Below are 17,188 nucleotides of genomic sequence, written 5' to 3'. Positions count from 1 at the left end.
GGGGTCACGTTCGAGTTGACGTCGAGATGTTCGCGTCCGGGCATCCGGTCGCGTAGCATCGGCTCTGCATACTCGCACCCGCTTTCGAAAGGCCTCTTCTCGTGGCAACTCCCCAGAACTACCTGGCCGTCATCAAGGTCGTCGGTATCGGCGGCGGTGGCGTCAACGCCATCAACCGGATGATCGAGGTCGGCCTCAAGGGTGTGGAGTTCATCGCGATCAACACCGACGCCCAGGCCCTGCTCATGAGTGACGCCGACGTCAAGCTCGACGTGGGCCGTGAGCTGACGCGCGGTCTCGGTGCCGGCGCCGACCCCGAGGTCGGTCGTCAGGCGGCGGAGGATCACGCCGAGGAGATCGAAGAGGTCCTCAAGGGCGCCGACATGGTGTTCGTCACCGCCGGTGAGGGTGGTGGCACGGGCACGGGTGGTGCGCCCGTCGTCGCCAAGATCGCCCGCGGCCTCGGTGCTTTGACGATCGGTGTCGTGACCCGTCCGTTCACCTTCGAGGGCCGTCGTCGCGCGAACCAGGCCGAGCTCGGCATCTCCGCGCTGCGCGAAGAGGTCGACACGCTCATCGTCATCCCGAACGACCGTCTGCTGTCGATCAGCGACCGCGCCGTCTCGATGCTCGACGCCTTCCGCTCGGCCGACCAGGTGCTCCTGTCCGGTGTCCAGGGCATCACCGACCTCATCACGACCCCGGGTCTGATCAACCTCGACTTCGCCGACGTCAAGTCCGTCATGCAGGGTGCCGGCTCGGCACTCATGGGCATCGGTTCGGCCCGTGGCGAGGACCGTGCGGTGCAGGCCGCCGAACTCGCTATCTCGAGCCCGCTGCTCGAGGCGAGCATCGACGGCGCCCACGGCGTCCTGCTGTCGGTCCAGGGCGGTTCCGACCTCGGTCTGTTCGAGATCAACGAGGCCGCTCGCCTCGTGCAGGAGGCGGCGCACCCCGAGGCCAACATCATCTTCGGCGCCGTCATCGACGACGCCCTGGGCGACGAGGTGCGCGTCACCGTCATCGCCGCCGGTTTCGACGGTGGTGCGCCGCAGAAGCGCAACGACGAGCGTCCTGCACAGCAGGGTGGCGCTCAGCAGCGTCCCGCGCAGCAGCCGACGTCCGCGCAGATGCCGTCCCAGCAGGCGCAGCAGTCCTACCAGCCGCAGGCTGCCGCCCCGACGACGATCAAGCCCGTCACTGTTCCCGGGACGACCGCCGGCCCGACGCGCGTCTCCGCGCCGCCGGCCCGCGTCCAGCCGGGTCAGGGTGAGCAGCAGCACGCCCAGGACGCTCAGCAGGGCCAGGCACAGCAAGGGCAGTCGCAGCAGGGCGGTCAGCAGGCCCCCGAGGTCGTGCGTCCGCCCAAGGAGGTAACGTTCGAGGATCGTGACGACCTAGACGTCCCCGACTTCCTCAAGTGATCTGGAGCCCGGTCGATGTTCTTCTGGCACGGCCGGCGTGAGTCGCCGAGCGGCTCGCTCGAACGGTGCTTCACTGATTCCCTCGACGGGGTCAGTGAGGCGCCGTTCTCGGCGTTGAACCTCGGACTGCACGTCGGTGACGACGAGCGTGCGGTGCGCGCGAACAGGGAGCGGGTCTCCGCGCAGCTGGGTGGCGTCCCCATCGCCTGGATGGATCAGGTCCACGGCGCGAGCGTCGCGGAGGTCACCCTCGACGACGTCGCCTCCGGTCAGGCCGGACCGAGCGCTGACGCGATGGTCAGCCGTGACAGCGGCCTCGCGCTCGGCGTCATGGTGGCCGACTGCACGCCGGTTCTCCTGAGTGATGACGCGGCCGGCGTCATCGGCGTCGCGCACGCCGGGCGCCCCGGCATGCTCGCCGGCGTCGTGCCGGCGGCGCTCGAGGCGATGCGCCACCTCGGAGCGCGCGACATCAGCGCAGTGCTGGGCCCGTCGATCTGCGGGCGCTGCTACGAGGTGCCGCGCGAGATGCATGACGCCGCGCGTCAGGCCCACCCGGCCAGCGCCGCCATCACGTGGAGGGGCACGCCGGCGATCGACGTCGCGGCGGGCGTCGCGTCGCAGCTCGCGGACGCCGGTGTCCCGCTCGAATGGGTGCCGGGATGCACGCGTGAGGAGCCTCGCCTGTACTCGTATCGTCGTGACGGCGCGACAGGCCGCTTCGCCGGGCTCATCGTCCGCAAGGCGGCGGTGTCGTGATGCAGCCTCCGACGCCGTCGCGCACCGCCGATTCCGACCCCAGTCGCCGTGGTCTCGACGCCTCGCCCGCGCGTCGCGCCGAGTTGCAGGCCAACCTGGAGCGCGTGCGCGACCGCATCGCCGCCGCCACGAGCGCGGCCGGGCGTGACGACGCCCCGACGCTCGTCGTCGTCACGAAGTTCTTCCCCGTCACCGACCTCGTCGCGCTCGCCGACCTCGGGGTGGTCGACGTGGGGGAGAACCGCGAGCAGGAGCTCGTCGAGAAGGTCGATGCGCTGCGCGCCGAGCGTCCGGATCTCATCGTCTCACCGCGTCGGCACTTCATCGGCCAGATCCAGAGCAAGAAGGCGCGCCGCATCGCGCGGCACGCGGACGTCGTGCAGTCGCTCGACCGGCTCAAGCTCGTCCCGCTGCTCGACGCCGGCGCCGCGGATCGCGAGAACCCCCTCGACATCTTCGTGCAGGTCGCTCTCGAGCGTGACGGTTCGGGGCGCGGTGGCGCGCAGGAGGCCGAGCTGCACGAGGTGGCCGCGGCGGTCGAGCAGGCGCCGCACCTACGGTTGTGCGGGCTCATGGCGGTCGCGCCGCTCGGAGAGGAGCCGGCCGCCGCGTTCTCGCGGCTCGCGCACGTTCGTCAAGATTTCCTCGCAAACTTCCCGCAGGCCACGTCGTTGTCGGCGGGGATGTCGGGCGATCTCGAGGACGCGGTGAAAATCGGCGCGACACACCTGCGTGTCGGAAGCGCAATACTCGGTTCGCGTCCGCTCGCCGGGTAACTTCGAGCCTGACACCGACGAGCTATGTGGTGCCCTTTCCGCGAGGGGCCAGGCGGACACAGGAGCAGGAAGAATGAGCGCACTGCGCAAGACGATGGAATACCTCGGACTGTCCGACGTGGACACGCACGCGCCGCGCGCGAGCGAGCAGTACGTCGAGGAGTACGAGGTCGCCTACGACGACGAGCGTCACGACGACTATGACGCGTACGAACGTCGCGCCCCTGCCGAGGTCACGCCGCTGCGCCCCGAGGTGACCCACCACGACTTTTCCGACACGGAGGCCTCGACCATGAGTCGCATCACGACCATCCACCCTCGGACGTACAACGAGGCCAAGGAGATCGGTGAGGCCTTCCGCGACAACGTCCCCGTCATCATGAACCTGTCCGACATGGACGACACGGACGCCAAGCGTCTCGTCGACTTCGCCGCCGGTCTCGTCTTCGGTCTGCACGGCTCCATCGAGCGCGTGACGAGCAAGGTCTTCCTCCTCTCGCCCGAGAACGTCGAGGTCTCCACGAGCGGGCCCGAGGTCGCCAAGGCGACGCGCGGGCTGTTCAACCAGAGCTGAATCGTCGCCTCGCGCTCGGGCCGCGGCCGCCGTTGTCCCCTGGATGACGGCGGCCGCGCCCATGCGTGGGAGAATGGCGTCATGGTGATGAAGGAGACTCGATGAACGGCGTCAGAACGGCGCTCGCGACCGTGCTCGACGTGTTCTTCGTCCTGCTCATCGCGCGCCTCGTCTTCGACTGGATCCAGGTGTTCGCGCGGCAGTGGACGCCGCGTGGCGTCGTGCTCGTCGTCGCGGAGGCGGTCTACACCGTCACCGACCCGCCGATCAAGGCGGTGCGCCGCGTCGTTCCGCCCCTGCGCCTCGGCGGCGTCGGCATCGACCTGGCGTTCTTGATCGTGGCGCTGGCTGTGCAAGTCGCGGCTAATCTCCTAAGGTGAAGTCGGGAAATTTTTGAGCGTGCCCGCATCGGCGTGCACGAAACGGATTTGCCGAGGCCCCGCCTCGGCTTCGAGCGTTACTGAGGTGAATACATGGCGCTGACGCCGGAAGACGTCGTCAAGAAGGAGTTCTCGAAGCCGAAGGGGTTCGGGCGCAACGGATATGACGAGATTCAGGTCGACGACTTCCTCGACGAGATCGTCGTCGAGCTGCGCCGGCTGAACGCCGAGAACGACTCGCTGAGCGACAAGCTCGACGACTGCCGCCGCAGCCACGGCGGAGACGGCGACGCGACGATGGCGGGCCAGTCGAAGACGACGGCCGTCCCGGCCCTCACGCCGGTGAACAACGCTGCGGCTCCAGCCGCGGGTGGCTCGAGCGACGAGGACAAGGCGGAGATCGCGCGCCTCAAGAAGGAACTGGAAACGTCGCGCACCGAGCTCGACAAGGCGCGTGCCCCCAAGGCGAACGAGGCTGCCGACGCAGGTCAGGACGCGGCGAGCGCCGACCTCACGAGCGCCCGTCGCGACCTCCAGACAGCCCGCGAGGAGGCCAAGAACGCGCAGGCGAAGCTGGCCGAGGCCGACGCGCGCATCACGCAGCTGGAGAACGAGCTGAAGCAGGCCCGTGAGGCCGCCTCGGCGACGTCGACGCAGCCGGCCACGAGCGAGACCAACGCCGGCACCGACGCGGCGGGCGTCATCGCGCTCGCACAGCGTCTGCACGACCAGCACGTGCGTGACGGCGAGACCGAGCGTGATCGTCTCATCGGCGAAGCCACCGCGCACCGCGACAAGGTGGTCACGGAGGCGAACACGAAGAGCGAGAAGTTGCTGTCGAGCGCCAAGCAGCGCCACGACGAACTGCTGACGACGGGCCAGTCGACCTACGACGACCTCGTCAAGCGCGGCCAGAGCGAGCACGACGACCTCGTCAAGAAGGCTCAGGCCAAGCACGACGAACTCGTCTCGAGCGGGCAGAGCCAGCACGACAAGCTCGTGCGCACGGGTACCGAGAAGTCGGCCGCGCTCGTGGCCGAGGCCGAGCAGCGTCGCACGAGCATCCTGTCCGACCTCGAGACGCGACGCACGGCGCTGCAAGCCGAGATCGAGCGGCTCAAGGGCTTCGAGACCGACTACCGCTCGAACCTCAAGGGTTACCTGAACGAGCAGCTGCGCAAGCTCGACGAGAAGCAGCAGACGCCCGACACCAAAGCGTGATGTCCGCGGCCTGATGGCCGTCACCGAGCGGGGGGGGGGGGGGGGGGGGGGGGCCGCGGCCCCCCCCGCGGGGGGGGGGGGGGGGGGGGGGGGGGGGGGGGGGGGGGGAGGGGGGGGGGGGGCCCCCCCCCCCCGGGGGGGGGGGCGCGGCGCCCCCCCCCCCCCCCCCCCGCCCCCCACTACCCCCCCCCCCCCCCCCCGCTTCGTGCGTCCCTTCGTTGGTCCTACTAGCGGGTACGTGAAACTTCATCTGTTGTTCGCCCCGACCCGCCTGATGTGGCCTATCCTCTGCGTAATATCCGCATCATCGTGCGCCCCGAGCGGGCGCCGCTGGGAGACTGGAGTGACCACCATGGCGACACAGAAGACCGCCGCGAGCGACCTGGCCGTCGGCGGCGCCGAGGAGCCGTGGGGCGACGCCGAACTCGCCGAGGTGCGGGCCGAGCTCGAGGCCGATGTGGCCCGCGTGCGCGCCGAGCTCGACGAACTCGCTACGGACTTCGAGGGGCTGCTGCGCAACCCGGGCGACGGGGCGGGCGACGACCAGGCCGACGTCGGCAACGCGAACTTCGAGCGCGAGCACGAGATCTCGTTGGCCCGCAAGTCCGCTGAGGTGCTGCGTCAGAGCGAACGCGCCCTCGAGCGGATGGACGACGGCACGTACGGCGTGTGCGAATCGTGCGGCGGCCCGATCGGCAAACTTCGACTCCAGGCCTTCCCTCGTGCGACCCTATGCATGACATGCAAGAAGAAGCAGGAGCGCCGCTGAACTCGGGCGCCACACCCACCGTCCCCCCGTCCCGCGTCTCGGGGCGCCCTCTCGCGCTCGTCGCCGTGGCGGCGCTCGGCGTCATCGCGGCCGATCAGGCCAGCAAGCAATGGGCGCAGGACGCCCTGAGTGACGGCCGCTCGCGTGATCTGCTCGGCTCGTTCCTGCGGCTGCGGTTGACGTACAACCCCGGCGCCGCGTTCAGCCTCGGCACGAATTCGACGCTCTTCATCACCGCGATCGCGGTGGTCGTGGTCGTCGTGCTCGCCGTGACGGCGCGCAAGCTGCGTAGCGTCCCGTGGGCCCTCGCCTTCGGGCTGATCATCGGAGGAGCCGTCGGCAATCTGATCGACAGGTTCTTCCGCGAGCCGGGTGGGGGTCGTGGCCACGTCGTGGACTTTCTAGAGCTGCCGCACTGGCCGATCTTCAACCTGGCCGATTCGGCGATCTGCGTCGCCGCGGCCCTCGTCGTGTTGCTGACCTTCCGCGGCATCGGTCTCGACGGAACGCGCGAGGGCGCCCACGACGGCGCAGATGATGGCGCGTCGCCCACCACCGAGGAGGCTCAGCGATGAGCGAGGTCAAGTCGTTGTTCGTCCCAGAAGGGCTCGAGGGGGAGCGCGTCGACGCGGCCATCGCCCGCCTGCTGGGTTTCTCCCGCACCCGCGCCGCCGAACTCGCGGCCGAGGGCTCCGTCAGCGTCGACGGCAAGCGGGTCGCGAAGTCCGAGCGCGTGAGCGCCGGCGCGTGGCTCGAGGTCGCGATGCCGGAGCGTACCGGGCCGCGTGAGGCGACGCCCCGCGTCGAACCCGTGCCCGGCATGAACATCGTGCACGACGACACCGAGATCGTCGTCGTCGACAAGCCGGCCGGCGTCGCCGCCCACCCGAGCGTCGGCTGGGACGGCCCGGATGTCGTCGGTGGCCTCGCCGCTGCGGGGTACCGCATCTCCACCTCGGGCGCACCGGAGCGTCAGGGCATCGTGCAGCGCCTCGACGTCGGCACGAGCGGTCTCATGGTCGTCGCCAAGAGCGAGCGTGCGTACACCCTGCTCAAGCAGGCATTCCGTGACCGCACGGTCGACAAGACGTACCACGCGCTCGTGCAGGGCCTGCCCGACCCGATCGAGGGCACGATCGACGCGCCGATCGGGCGCCACCCCAACCACGACTACAAGTTCGCCGTCATGGATTCCGGCCGCGCGTCGGTGACGCACTACGAACTGCTCGAGGCGTTCCGGTCGGCGTCGCTGCTCGAGATCCATCTCGAGACGGGGCGCACCCACCAGATCCGTGTCCACGTCTCAGCGATGCATCATCCGTGCGTCGGCGACCCGCTGTACGGCTCCGACCCGACGCTCGCGAAGAAGCTCGGGCTGGAGCGTCAGTGGCTGCACGCCGTCGAGCTCGGATTCGACCACCCCGGTAGCGGCGAACGTGTGACGTTCACCTCGCCGTACCCGGCCGACCTGCAACGCGCGCTCGATCGCATCAGCGCCTGACGCGGAATTCCGCGACGTTCCGCCCGGCCCCCGGCTCGCCCCGGGAGCCGGGCGTCGCGCATCCGGCGGGGTTGTCGGTGGCCGGTCGTAGACTTCAGGGCGATGTCCAGTCAGTCGAAGAGCTTCGTCCATCTGCACAACCACACCGAGTACTCGATGCTCGACGGTGCAGCCCGTATCGATGACATGTTCGCGCGTGCGCAGGAGTTCGGCATGCCCGCGATCGCGACCACCGACCACGGGTACCTGTTCGGTGCCTACGAGTTCTGGTCGAAGTCGCGCAAGTATGACGTGAAGCCGATCATCGGCCTCGAGGCGTACATGACGCCGGACACGCACCGCACCGACAAGACGCGCACCACGTGGGGCGAGCGCGGCCAGGAGGCCGACGACGTCTCCAACCGCGGTCTCTACACGCACATGACGCTGCTCGCGAAGAACAACGAGGGCATGCACAACCTCTTCCGCATGGGCTCGCAGGCCTCGCTCGACCAGGTGTACTCGAAGTATCCGCGACTCGACCGAGAGCTGCTCAACACGTACGGCACGGGCATCATCGGCACGACGGGGTGCCCGTCGGGGGAGATCCAGACGCGCCTTCGTCTGGGGCAGTACGACAAGGCGCGCGAGGCCGCGGCGGAGTTCCGCGACATCTTCGGTGACGGCAACTTCTACTGCGAGCTGATGGAGCACGACCTCGACGTCGACATCGAGCGGCGCGTGCGCAGTGACCTGCTCAAGCTGGCGAAGGATCTCAACCTGCCGCTGCTCGCGACGAACGATCTGCATTACACGAACAAGGAGGACGCGGTCCACCACGATGCGCTGCTGTGCATCAACTCGGGTTCGCGCCTGACCGACCCCAACCGCTTCAAGTTCGGCAGCCACGAGTTCTACCTCAAGTCGGCCGACGAGATGCGTCACCTCTTCCGCGACCACCCGGACGCGTGCGACAACACCCTGCTCATCGCCGAGCAGTGCGAGGTGTCCTTCACCGAGGGCGAAGGGCGCTACATGCCGCGCTTCCCCTGCCCCGAGGGTGAGGACGAGACGTCCTGGTTCATCAAGGAGGTCGAGACGGGGCTGCGCCGTCGCTTCCCCGAGGGTGTGCCGGACTACGCCGTGAAGCAGGCGAAGTACGAGCAGGACGTCATCATCGGCAAGGGCTATCCGGGCTACTTCCTCGTCGTCGCCGACTTCATCAACTGGGCGAAGCGCAACGGCATCCGCGTCGGGCCGGGGCGTGGTTCGGGTGCCGGTTCGATGTGCGCGTACGCGATGGGCATCACCGACCTCGACCCCGTCCCGCATGGTCTGATCTTCGAGCGCTTCCTCAACCCCGAACGTCAGTCGATGCCCGACTTCGACGTCGACTTCGACGAGCGTCGGCGCTCGGAGGTCATCCGGTACGTCGTCGACAAGTACGGCGAGGATCGCGTGTCGTACATCGTCACGTACGGCACGATCAAGGCGAAGCAGGCCGTCAAGGACGCCTCGCGCGTCATGGACTTCCCGTTCGCCATCGGCGAGCAGATGACGAAGGCGATGCCGGCCGACGTCATGGGCAAGGGCGTGCCGCTGGCGAAGATGTACGACGAGAGCCACCCGCGCTACGCCGAGGGCGGCGAGTTCCGTGAGCTCATCGCCTCCGACCCGACGTTCAAGAACATCTTCGACGCGGGCGTCGGCCTCGAGGGGCTGAAACGTCAGTGGGGCGTCCACGCGGCCGGCGTCATCATGTCGAGCGAACCGCTCATCGATGTCATCCCGATCATGCGTCGCCTGCAGGACGGCGCCGTCATCACGCAGTTCGACTACCCGAGCTGCGAGACGCTCGGCCTCGTCAAGATGGACTTCCTCGGCCTGCGCAACCTGACGATCCTCGACGACGCACTCAAGAACATCAAGGCCAACCGTGACGAGGACATCGACCTCGACGCGCTGAGCAAGGACATGACGGACGCGAAGACGTACGACCTGCTCGCGCGAGGTGACACGCTCGGCGTGTTCCAGCTCGACGGCGGCGGCATGCGCCAGCTACTGCGTCTCATGCAGCCCGACAACTTCGAGGACATCTCCGCCGCTCTCGCGCTGTACCGTCCCGGCCCGATGGGCGCCAACGCGCACACCAACTTCGCGCTGCGCAAGAACGGCAAGCAGCAGATCGACTACATCCACCCCGAGCTGACCGAGGCGCTCGAGCCGATCCTCAACATGACGTACGGCCTGATCATCTATCAGGAGCAGGTCATGGAGATCGCGCAGAAGCTCGCCGGGTACACCCTCGGCAACGCCGACCTGCTGCGGCGCGCGATGGGCAAGAAGAAGAAGGAGGTGCTCGACGCCGAGTACGTCAACTTCGAGAAGGGCATGCTCGACAACGGCTTCTCGAAGGAGTCGGTGCAGACGCTGTGGAGCATCCTGTTGCCGTTCTCCGACTACGCGTTCAACAAGGCGCACACCGCGGCGTACGGGCTCGTGTCGTACTGGACGGGCTATCTCAAGGCGAACTACCCGGCCGAGTACATGGCGGCGCTGCTCACGTCGGTGCGTGACGACAAGGACAAGTCGGCGCTGTACCTCAACGAGTGCCGCCACATGGGCATCAAGGTGCTGCCGCCCGACGTCAACGAGTCGATCGGCAACTTCGCGGCCGTCGGCGAGGACATCCGTTTCGGGCTCGAGGCGATCCGCAACGTCGGTTCCAACGTCGTCGCGGCGATCATCGCGGCGCGTGAGGAGAAGGGCCGCTTCACCTCGTTCGAGGACTTCCTGCGCAAGTGCCCCGCGACGGTGCTCAACAAGCGCACGGTCGAGTCGCTCGTCAAGGCGGGCGCGTTCGACGACCTCGGCCACCAGCGTCAGGGGCTCGTGCAGATCCATGAGTCGTACGTCGATGCGCTCATCGACGAGAAGCGCAAGGAGGAGCACGGGCAGGATTCGCTGTTCGCCGGTTTCGGTGACGATGCGCCGGGCATCGAGTTCGCCGCGCTACCGCAGATTCCGCCGATCGAGTGGGACAAGCAGACGAAGCTCGCGTTCGAGCGCGAGATGCTCGGCCTGTACGTCTCCGACCACCCGCTGTTCGGCATCGAGGCGGCGCTCGCGCAGTTCTCCGACACGTCGGTCGCGCGCCTGCTCGCCGAGGACGCGCTGCCCGACGGTGCGACGGTGACGATCGCCGGGCTCATCACGGGCCTGCAGATCAAACGCACGAAGAAGGGCGATCTGTGGGCCATCGCGACCGTCGAGGACATGGACGGTGCGATCGAGTGCCTGTTCTTCCCCTCGACGTACGCGACGGTTTCGACGATGCTGAGCCAGGACGTCGTGTGCGCCGTCAAGGGGCGCGTCAACCGTCGTGACGAGTCGGTCGCGCTCAACGCGATGGAGCTGACGCTGCCCGAGCTGACGGACGGCCCACGCGGCCCGGTGCTGCTGCACCTGCCGTACGCGCGGGCGACGCAGGGGTTGGCCGAGCGGCTCAAGGAGGTGCTGGGGGAGCACCCCGGCATCACCGAGGTGCACCTCAAGCTCTCGCGGCCGGGGCGCACCCTCACCGTCAAGCTCGACGACAGCCTGCGCGTCAACGCGACGCCCGCGCTGTTCGGTGACCTCAAGGCCCTCCTGGGCCCCTCGTGCCTCGGCTGACGCACGACGATCGTTCGGAAGGAACACCCATGACCGACACCACGGCGACTCAGCCGAATCAGCCGACGCCGCCGATCGCTCGTCGCGTGCCGACGCCGCGCACCCACCACGGGGACGTCTTCGTCGACGACTACGAGTGGCTGCGCGACAAGAGCAACCCCGACGTCATCGCGCATCTAAACGCGGAGAACGCCTACACCGACGCCGTGCTCGCCGCGCAGGAGCCGCTTCGCGAGCGTCTCTTCGACGAGATCAAGTCGCGCACGAAAGAGACCGATCTGTCGATCCCGGTGCGCGACAAGGAATGGTGGTACTACACGCGCACCCTCGAGGGAAAGCAGTACGGCATCAGCTGCCGCGCACCGTACCGTGACGGTGAGGCCCGTCCGACGCCGCGGCCGGGGGAGGCGCTCGCGGGGGAGCAGGTGCTGCTCGACGGCAACGTCGAGGCCGAGGGCAAGGAGTTCTACTCGGTCGGCGCACTCGCGCTGACGCCCGACCAGAACCGGCTCGCCGCGCTCATGGACTTCGCGGGTGACGAGCGCTACGCCGTCACGGTGCGCGACATCGCCTCGGGCGAGACGATCGAGGAGAGCGTCACCGACGTCGGGTACGGCCTCGTGTGGTCGGCTGCGGGAGATGCGTACTTCTACACGCGCGTCGACGAGTCGTGGCGCCCGCACCAGGTGTGGCGTCACGTCGTCGGCACCGACCCGAGCGAGGACGTGCTGCTCTACCAGGAGGACGACGCGGCCTTCTGGCTCGGCATCGGCGGCACGCATGACGATCGGTGGCTCATCCTGTCGATGGGGTCGAAGAACACCTCCGAGTTCCACCTCATGGATCTGCACGACGAGGCCGCCGGCTGGCGCGTCGTGCAGCCGCGCACCGAGGGGCTCGACTACGACATCGAGATCGACGAGGACCGGCTCTACATCGTGCACAACCGTGACCGCGTCGACTTCGACGTGGCCGTGGCGCCGCTCGCCGACCCCGGCGTCGACAACTGGCAGCCGATGCTCGTGGGCGCCGAGGGCGAGCGCATCCTCGGGGTCTCCGCCTACCGCGACTTCATGCTCGTCGGGCTGCGCGCCGGCGGCCTGCCGACCGTGCGGCTCCTGCCCAAGGAGGGCGACGGTTTCGGGGCGGCGCGCGAGCTGCCGTTCGCGGGGGAGCTCACCGTCGTCGGTGTCGGGGCGAACCCGACGTACGAGGCGACGACGCTCATGGTCGCAACAGAGTCGTTCATCGAGCCGCGCGCCATCTACGACTGGGACACGACGACGGACGAGGTGACGCTGCTCAAGCGTCGCGAGGTGCTGGGCGGCCACGACCCGGCCGACTACCAACAGCACCGTCTGTGGGTGACGGCTCCCGACGGCGCCCAGGTGCCGGTCTCGCTCGTGGCGCACCGCGACGTCACGCCCGATGGGACGAACCCCGTGCTGTTGTACGGGTACGGCTCGTACGAGTCGTCGATCGACCCGTATTTCTCCGTCCTGCGGCTCAGCCTGCTGCAGCGCGGCGTCGTGTTCGCCATCGCGCACGTGCGCGGTGGCGGTGAGATGGGCCGATCCTGGTATCTCGACGGGCGGCTCGAGCACAAGAAGAACACGTTCACCGACTTCGTCGCGGCGGGGCGTCACCTCGTCGAGACGGGGTGGGCGGCCCCCGATCGCCTTGCGGCCGAGGGGGGTTCGGCCGGCGGCCTCCTCATCGGCGCGGCGCTCAACGAGGCGCCCGAGCTGTTCTGCGCCGTGCACGCGCAGGTGCCGTTCGTCGACGCGTTGACGACGACGCTCGACCCGTCGCTGCCGCTGACGCAGGGGGAGTGGGAGGAGTGGGGCAACCCGCTCGCCGACCCGGACGTATACGCGTACATGAAAAGTTACACGCCGTACGAGAACGTGCGCGACGTCGACTACCCGTCGGTGCTCGCGACGACGAGCCTCAATGACACCCGCGTGTTCTACGTCGAACCCGCGAAGTGGGTACAGATGCTGCGCCGCACCGTCACGAGTGACCAGAACGAGCGACCGATCCTGCTCAAGACCGAGATGGTCGCGGGCCACGGCGGCGTCAGCGGGCGGTACGAGGCGTGGAAGGAAGCTGCGTTCGAGACCGCGTGGATTCTCGACCGTCTCGGCGCGTCCGAGATCGTGCACCCCGCGTCCGCCAACGTCTGACTCACGCCCCGAGGAATCGACACCCTGGGGAAGTGAACCCCGTTCTTTAGCCTGAGTGCACCCGGGTGCACTCGGGCGCAAGAACGGGGGCTGCATCTCGTGGGCACGACGCGAGTGGCGCCGGCTCAGGTCGAGGACGGGCCCCTGCGCCAAGCCGTCGGCTGTCACTCCTGAGCTGAGCGCGCCTCGACGGCTGCGCGGATGCGCTGCAGCGTCGTGTTCATGCCGGCGACGAGGTTGGCCTCGAAGTCGTCCTCACCGCCGAGCACCTTGTCGACGAGCAGCGCCGACACCTTCGACGTACCGCCCGGCGGCACGTCACGTCGCTGCGTCAGCACGGTGCCGCCGTCCTGCGGCGTGAGCGTGAAGCTCCACGTCGTGCCGTTATCGAGCACCCGGAAAGCGACGCGCTGCAGGTCGTGAAAATCAGTCACCTTCGCACGCGTCGGCCACCACAGATTGCCGTCACGATTGACGTTGAGCATGAACGTGCCACGGCGGATCGGGCCCCGCGCAATCACCTTGCGACACTGCGGTGACCACTGCGGCATCCGCCGCAGGTCACTGACGAGCGGCCACACCTGCTCCGGGGGAGCAGCGATGAAGATCTCAGATTCGAGGTTGTCAGCCATGACGCCCACCGTAGCTGGCCGTCGGTCGTCCTCCTCGGCTACGGTGCGGGGCTGGCGTTGAAGATCGGTTCAGATGAGCATTTTTCTCCGACATCTGAACCCGCTCGGCTACGGCCGAGGGCCCGGGGTGGGCAGCTCGCTCACGCTTGCTGCCCGCCCCGGGCCCTCAACCTTCGCCTCCCAGGCTCAGATGTCGTAATACATCTCGAACTCGTGCGGGTGCGGACGGAAACGAATCGGGTCGATCTCGTTCAGACGCTTGTACTCGATCCACGTCTCGATGAGGTCCTCCGTGAACACGTCACCCTCGAGCAGATACTCATGGTCGGCCTCGAGCGCGTCGAGCACGTCACCGAGGGAACCCGGAACCTGCTGAATGGCCTCGTGCTCCTCGGGCGGCAGCTCGTACAGGTCCTTGTCGACCGGCTCCGGCGGCTCGATGCGGTTCTTGATGCCGTCAAGGCCCGCCATCAGCTGCGCCGCGAAGCACAGGTACGGGTTCGCCGACGGGTCCGGCACACGGAACTCGACACGCTTCGCCTTCGGCGACGTGCCCGTGATCGGGATACGCACGCACGCGGAACGGTTGCGCGCGGAGTACACGAGGTTCACCGGAGCCTCGTAACCCGGTACGAGACGGTGGTAGGAGTTGACCGTCGGGTTCGTGAACGCGAGCAGCGACGGCGCGTGCTTGAGCAGACCACCGATGTACCAGCGAGCGATGTCCGACAGGCCACCGTAACCACGCTCGTCGTAGAACAGCGGCTCGCCGTCCTTCCACAACGACTGGTGCGTGTGCATACCCGAACCGTTGTCGCCGAACAGCGGCTTCGGCATGAACGTCGCCGAGCGTCCGTTCTGGAACGCGACGTTCTTGATGACGTACTTGAACTTCATGACGTCATCACCCGACTGCAGCAGGGTGTTGAACTTGTAGTTGATCTCCATCTGACCGGCCGTGCCGACCTCGTGGTGGCTGCGCTCGACCTCGAGGCCGACCTCGTGCAGCTTCAGCACCATCTCGTCGCGCAGGTCGGCGAAGTGGTCGACCGGCGGGACGGGGAAGTAACCTCCCTTGTACCGGGTCTTGTACCCCAGGTTGCCGCCCTCTTCGACGCGGCCCGTGTTCCAGGCCGCCTCGATCGAGTCGATGTAGTAGTAGCCGGCGTTCTGCTTCGTCTCGAAGCGCACGTCATCGAAGACGTAGAACTCGGCCTCGGCGCCGAAGAACGCCGTGTCGGCGATCCCCGTCGACTTCAGGTACGCCTCGGCCTTCGCCGCGATGTTGCGCGGGTCGCGCGAGTACTGCTCGCCCGTGAACGGGTCGACGATCGAGAAGTTGATGATGAGCGTCTTGTACTCACGGAACGGGTCCAGGTAGGCCGTCTGCAGGTCCGGGATGAGCTTCATGTCGGACTCGTGGATGGCCTGGAAACCGCGAATGGACGAGCCGTCGAACATCTGGCCGGTCTCGATCGCCTCAGCGTCGAAGCTCTCGGCCGGGATGTTGAAGTGCTGCATGACGCCCGGCAGGTCGCAGAAGCGGATGTCGACGAATTTGACGTCCTCATCCTCGATGAACTTCACGACCTCTTCAGCGGTCTTGAACATGGATCCTCCTGACTGGGGTGTGCGATGCCGGTCGACACCACACCACGTGTTGCCCACGATGCTAGGACCCCCCGATTACCCGGGCATGGCCCTCATGTTTCGTCGGTGTTACGAAACATGTGAACAGTTCACGCCGGTCGGCGCACGGCGCGCGACCACCCCTCCAACCTATCCAGGCACCTCACCTCTAGTCTTGGAGGGCGCGCTACGACTCACAGTGCGAGACACCACCGAACGGAAACGAACGTGCCCCCAGCTGCCCCCCTCGCCGATGCCGACCCCGCCGAGAACCGCCCCGTCGACGGCCCCGGCTCCATCGCGCGGCTGGCCCCGCGCGCCGTCGCGCTGCTCATCGACTGGGCGCTCTGCTCCGTCATCGCCATGGGGTTGCTGGGCTACCGCTGGGGCGGGAGCGGCGCCGAGGGCTTCAAACCGCTCGCCGTCTTCGCCGTCGAGAACCTCTTGCTCGTCAGCACCCTCGGGATGACGCTCGGGCACCGCGTCTTGGGGATGCAGGTGCAGCGCGTCAGCGACGGCGCTGCCCCCGGTCTGCTCGCCGGCGCCGTCCGCACCGTGCTGCTCTGCCTCGCGATCCCCGCCGTCGTCACCGACTCGAGCGGACGCGGGCTGCACGACAAGCTCGCCGGCACCGTCATCGTCCGTACGCGCTGAACTCGATGCGACACTGACGCTCGCCGCGCGCACGCCCCAGGCAGCATGACCTTCACGGCAGGACCCATGCGGGTTGCCCCGCCTCACGCCCCGTCAACCGGATGGGACGACACGCATCGCCACGTCGCAGCACATGGGCGCGGGAACAAGTGACAAGCCCCAGAACACACGAGAGCCCGCCAACTCGAGGTGGCGGGCTCTCATGTTCGTGCGTGGAGGCTCAGCGGCCACGCATCGCGGCGCGGTTGACGCGTGCCTTCGTGGGGTCGATACCGGCCGGAGCTGCGGGGCGGCCCGACCCAAGGGCGCGCAAGCGCTTGGTGATGCGAGCGGCCTCGTCGTCGGTAAGCACCTTGGGCATCTTCTGCATGTCCTTCTGCAGGCGCTCGACGGGGACGGAGCCCTCGTCGGTGCCGACGCGCAGCGTGTGCACCGGAACCTCGGGGCCGAGCACCCGCGTCGTGCGCTTGTTCTCACTGGCGAGCAGACGCTCGGCCATGCCCTTGGGGCCTTCCGCGACGAGCACGACGCCCGGCTTGCCGACGGCGCGGTACACCATCGCGGCACCCGAGAGGTCGCGCACCTGGCGGTTGCGGCCCATGTCGACGCCGACGGGCTCCTGCTCGACGAACCAACCCTTGCGCAGCGACGACATGACGGCGACGCTCGCGCCCGGCTGACCCGAGATCGACTTGTAGATCGCGGTGTTCGCGCGGCGGGCGAGCACGAGCAGTGCGGCGAGCACACCCAGCAGCACGCCGATGATGCCGAGGTAGATCGGGTGGCCGATGCTGAAGCCGATGATGAGCAGCAGCACGAACACGAGCGCGAACGCACCGATCATCCACGCCAGCAGCGCGGGGTCGTTGGCGCGCGCCGTCTCGAACACCTGACGGAACTGAGCGGAGCGGCCCGGCTCCTTGGCCTCGCCTCTCGTGCTCGACGCACCGTCGGCCTTCGTGGCGCCGCCGCTCGAACCGTGGCGGAACCGCGACTTCTTGGGCTCGTTGGTGGGGGAGGTTGATGCCATGG

At 68.0% G+C, this 17,188-nt stretch carries 15 protein-coding genes; 12 read left to right on the top strand and 3 right to left on the bottom strand.

Going from position 1 to position 17,188, the window contains the following annotated elements; genetic code table 11:
* The first annotated feature begins 101 nt into the window (after window positions 1-101).
* From ftsZ to NQ706_RS00625, 11 genes are all read left to right on the top strand, one after another.
* The gene (gene ftsZ / locus NQ706_RS00675) at window positions 102-1,424 is read left to right on the top strand and encodes a cell division protein FtsZ (RefSeq protein ID WP_038567743.1); all 1,323 of its coding nucleotides are present in this window, start codon (window positions 102-104) and stop codon (window positions 1,422-1,424) included.
* A gap of 15 nt (window positions 1,425-1,439) precedes the next feature.
* Window positions 1,440-2,183: a peptidoglycan editing factor PgeF gene (pgeF, locus tag NQ706_RS00670; RefSeq protein ID WP_038567745.1), complete on the top strand. Its 744-nt coding sequence runs from the start codon at window positions 1,440-1,442 to the stop codon at window positions 2,181-2,183.
* Window positions 2,180-2,959 carry a YggS family pyridoxal phosphate-dependent enzyme gene (locus tag NQ706_RS00665; RefSeq protein ID WP_038567746.1) on the top strand — a complete coding sequence of 260 codons (780 nt, stop codon included), beginning with the start codon at window positions 2,180-2,182 and terminating at the stop codon, window positions 2,957-2,959. The genes pgeF and NQ706_RS00665 overlap by 4 nt, the downstream gene beginning before the upstream one ends.
* 73 nt (window positions 2,960-3,032) lie before the next feature.
* Window positions 3,033-3,533 carry a cell division protein SepF gene (locus NQ706_RS00660; protein WP_006946575.1) on the top strand — a complete coding sequence of 167 codons (501 nt, stop codon included), beginning with the start codon at window positions 3,033-3,035 and terminating at the stop codon, window positions 3,531-3,533.
* A 101-nt stretch (window positions 3,534-3,634) separates the two neighbouring features.
* Complete coding sequence (locus tag NQ706_RS00655; protein WP_038567748.1) at window positions 3,635-3,913, top strand: YggT family protein; 279 nt, start codon at window positions 3,635-3,637, stop codon at window positions 3,911-3,913.
* Between the two features lie 93 nt (window positions 3,914-4,006).
* Window positions 4,007-5,134, top strand: coding sequence for a DivIVA domain-containing protein (locus tag NQ706_RS00650; protein ID WP_038567750.1), 1,128 nt, complete (start codon window positions 4,007-4,009; stop codon window positions 5,132-5,134).
* Between the two features lie 352 nt (window positions 5,135-5,486).
* Window positions 5,487-5,903 (top strand): TraR/DksA family transcriptional regulator, encoded by a 417-nt coding sequence (locus NQ706_RS00645; protein ID WP_038567752.1) that lies wholly within the window; start codon window positions 5,487-5,489, stop codon window positions 5,901-5,903.
* Entirely contained in the window at window positions 5,876-6,478 is a 603-nt protein-coding gene (gene lspA / locus NQ706_RS00640) for a signal peptidase II (RefSeq protein WP_235182022.1), read from the top strand. The genes NQ706_RS00645 and lspA overlap by 28 nt, the downstream gene beginning before the upstream one ends.
* A complete protein-coding gene (locus NQ706_RS00635; RefSeq protein WP_038567756.1) occupies window positions 6,475-7,404 on the top strand; it encodes an RluA family pseudouridine synthase in 930 nt (309 codons plus the stop codon). The genes lspA and NQ706_RS00635 overlap by 4 nt, the downstream gene beginning before the upstream one ends.
* A gap of 102 nt (window positions 7,405-7,506) precedes the next feature.
* Window positions 7,507-11,055, top strand: coding sequence for a DNA polymerase III subunit alpha (gene dnaE / locus NQ706_RS00630; RefSeq protein ID WP_038567758.1), 3,549 nt, complete (start codon window positions 7,507-7,509; stop codon window positions 11,053-11,055).
* 29 nt (window positions 11,056-11,084) lie between these two features.
* Window positions 11,085-13,241: a S9 family peptidase gene (locus tag NQ706_RS00625; protein ID WP_038567759.1), complete on the top strand. Its 2,157-nt coding sequence runs from the start codon at window positions 11,085-11,087 to the stop codon at window positions 13,239-13,241.
* Between the two features lie 164 nt (window positions 13,242-13,405).
* On the opposite strand, the gene NQ706_RS00620 is transcribed toward NQ706_RS00625, so the two are convergent.
* Window positions 13,406-13,873 (bottom strand): SRPBCC family protein, encoded by a 468-nt coding sequence (locus NQ706_RS00620; protein WP_038570688.1) that lies wholly within the window; start codon window positions 13,871-13,873, stop codon window positions 13,406-13,408.
* A 186-nt stretch (window positions 13,874-14,059) separates the two neighbouring features.
* Window positions 14,060-15,484, bottom strand: coding sequence for a type I glutamate--ammonia ligase (glnA, locus tag NQ706_RS00615; protein ID WP_006946569.1), 1,425 nt, complete (start codon window positions 15,482-15,484; stop codon window positions 14,060-14,062).
* A gap of 246 nt (window positions 15,485-15,730) precedes the next feature.
* Between glnA and NQ706_RS00610 the strand changes: the two genes are divergently transcribed.
* Window positions 15,731-16,156: an RDD family protein gene (locus NQ706_RS00610; protein WP_038567761.1), complete on the top strand. Its 426-nt coding sequence runs from the start codon at window positions 15,731-15,733 to the stop codon at window positions 16,154-16,156.
* 220 nt (window positions 16,157-16,376) lie between these two features.
* Here the strand turns inward: NQ706_RS00610 and NQ706_RS00605 are convergent, their stop codons facing one another.
* Window positions 16,377-17,186 carry a DUF4191 domain-containing protein gene (locus NQ706_RS00605; protein ID WP_038567763.1) on the bottom strand — a complete coding sequence of 270 codons (810 nt, stop codon included), beginning with the start codon at window positions 17,184-17,186 and terminating at the stop codon, window positions 16,377-16,379.
* Between the last annotated feature and the right edge of the window lie 2 nt (window positions 17,187-17,188).

Origin of the sequence: Dermacoccus sp. BD5, assembly GCF_044878485.1 — a bacterium.
Classification (GTDB): Bacteria; Actinomycetota; Actinomycetes; order Actinomycetales; family Dermatophilaceae; genus Dermacoccus; species Dermacoccus nishinomiyaensis.
The sequence above is the reverse complement of the archived record's forward strand: the minus strand, read 5'-3'. Positions and strand labels throughout refer to the sequence as shown.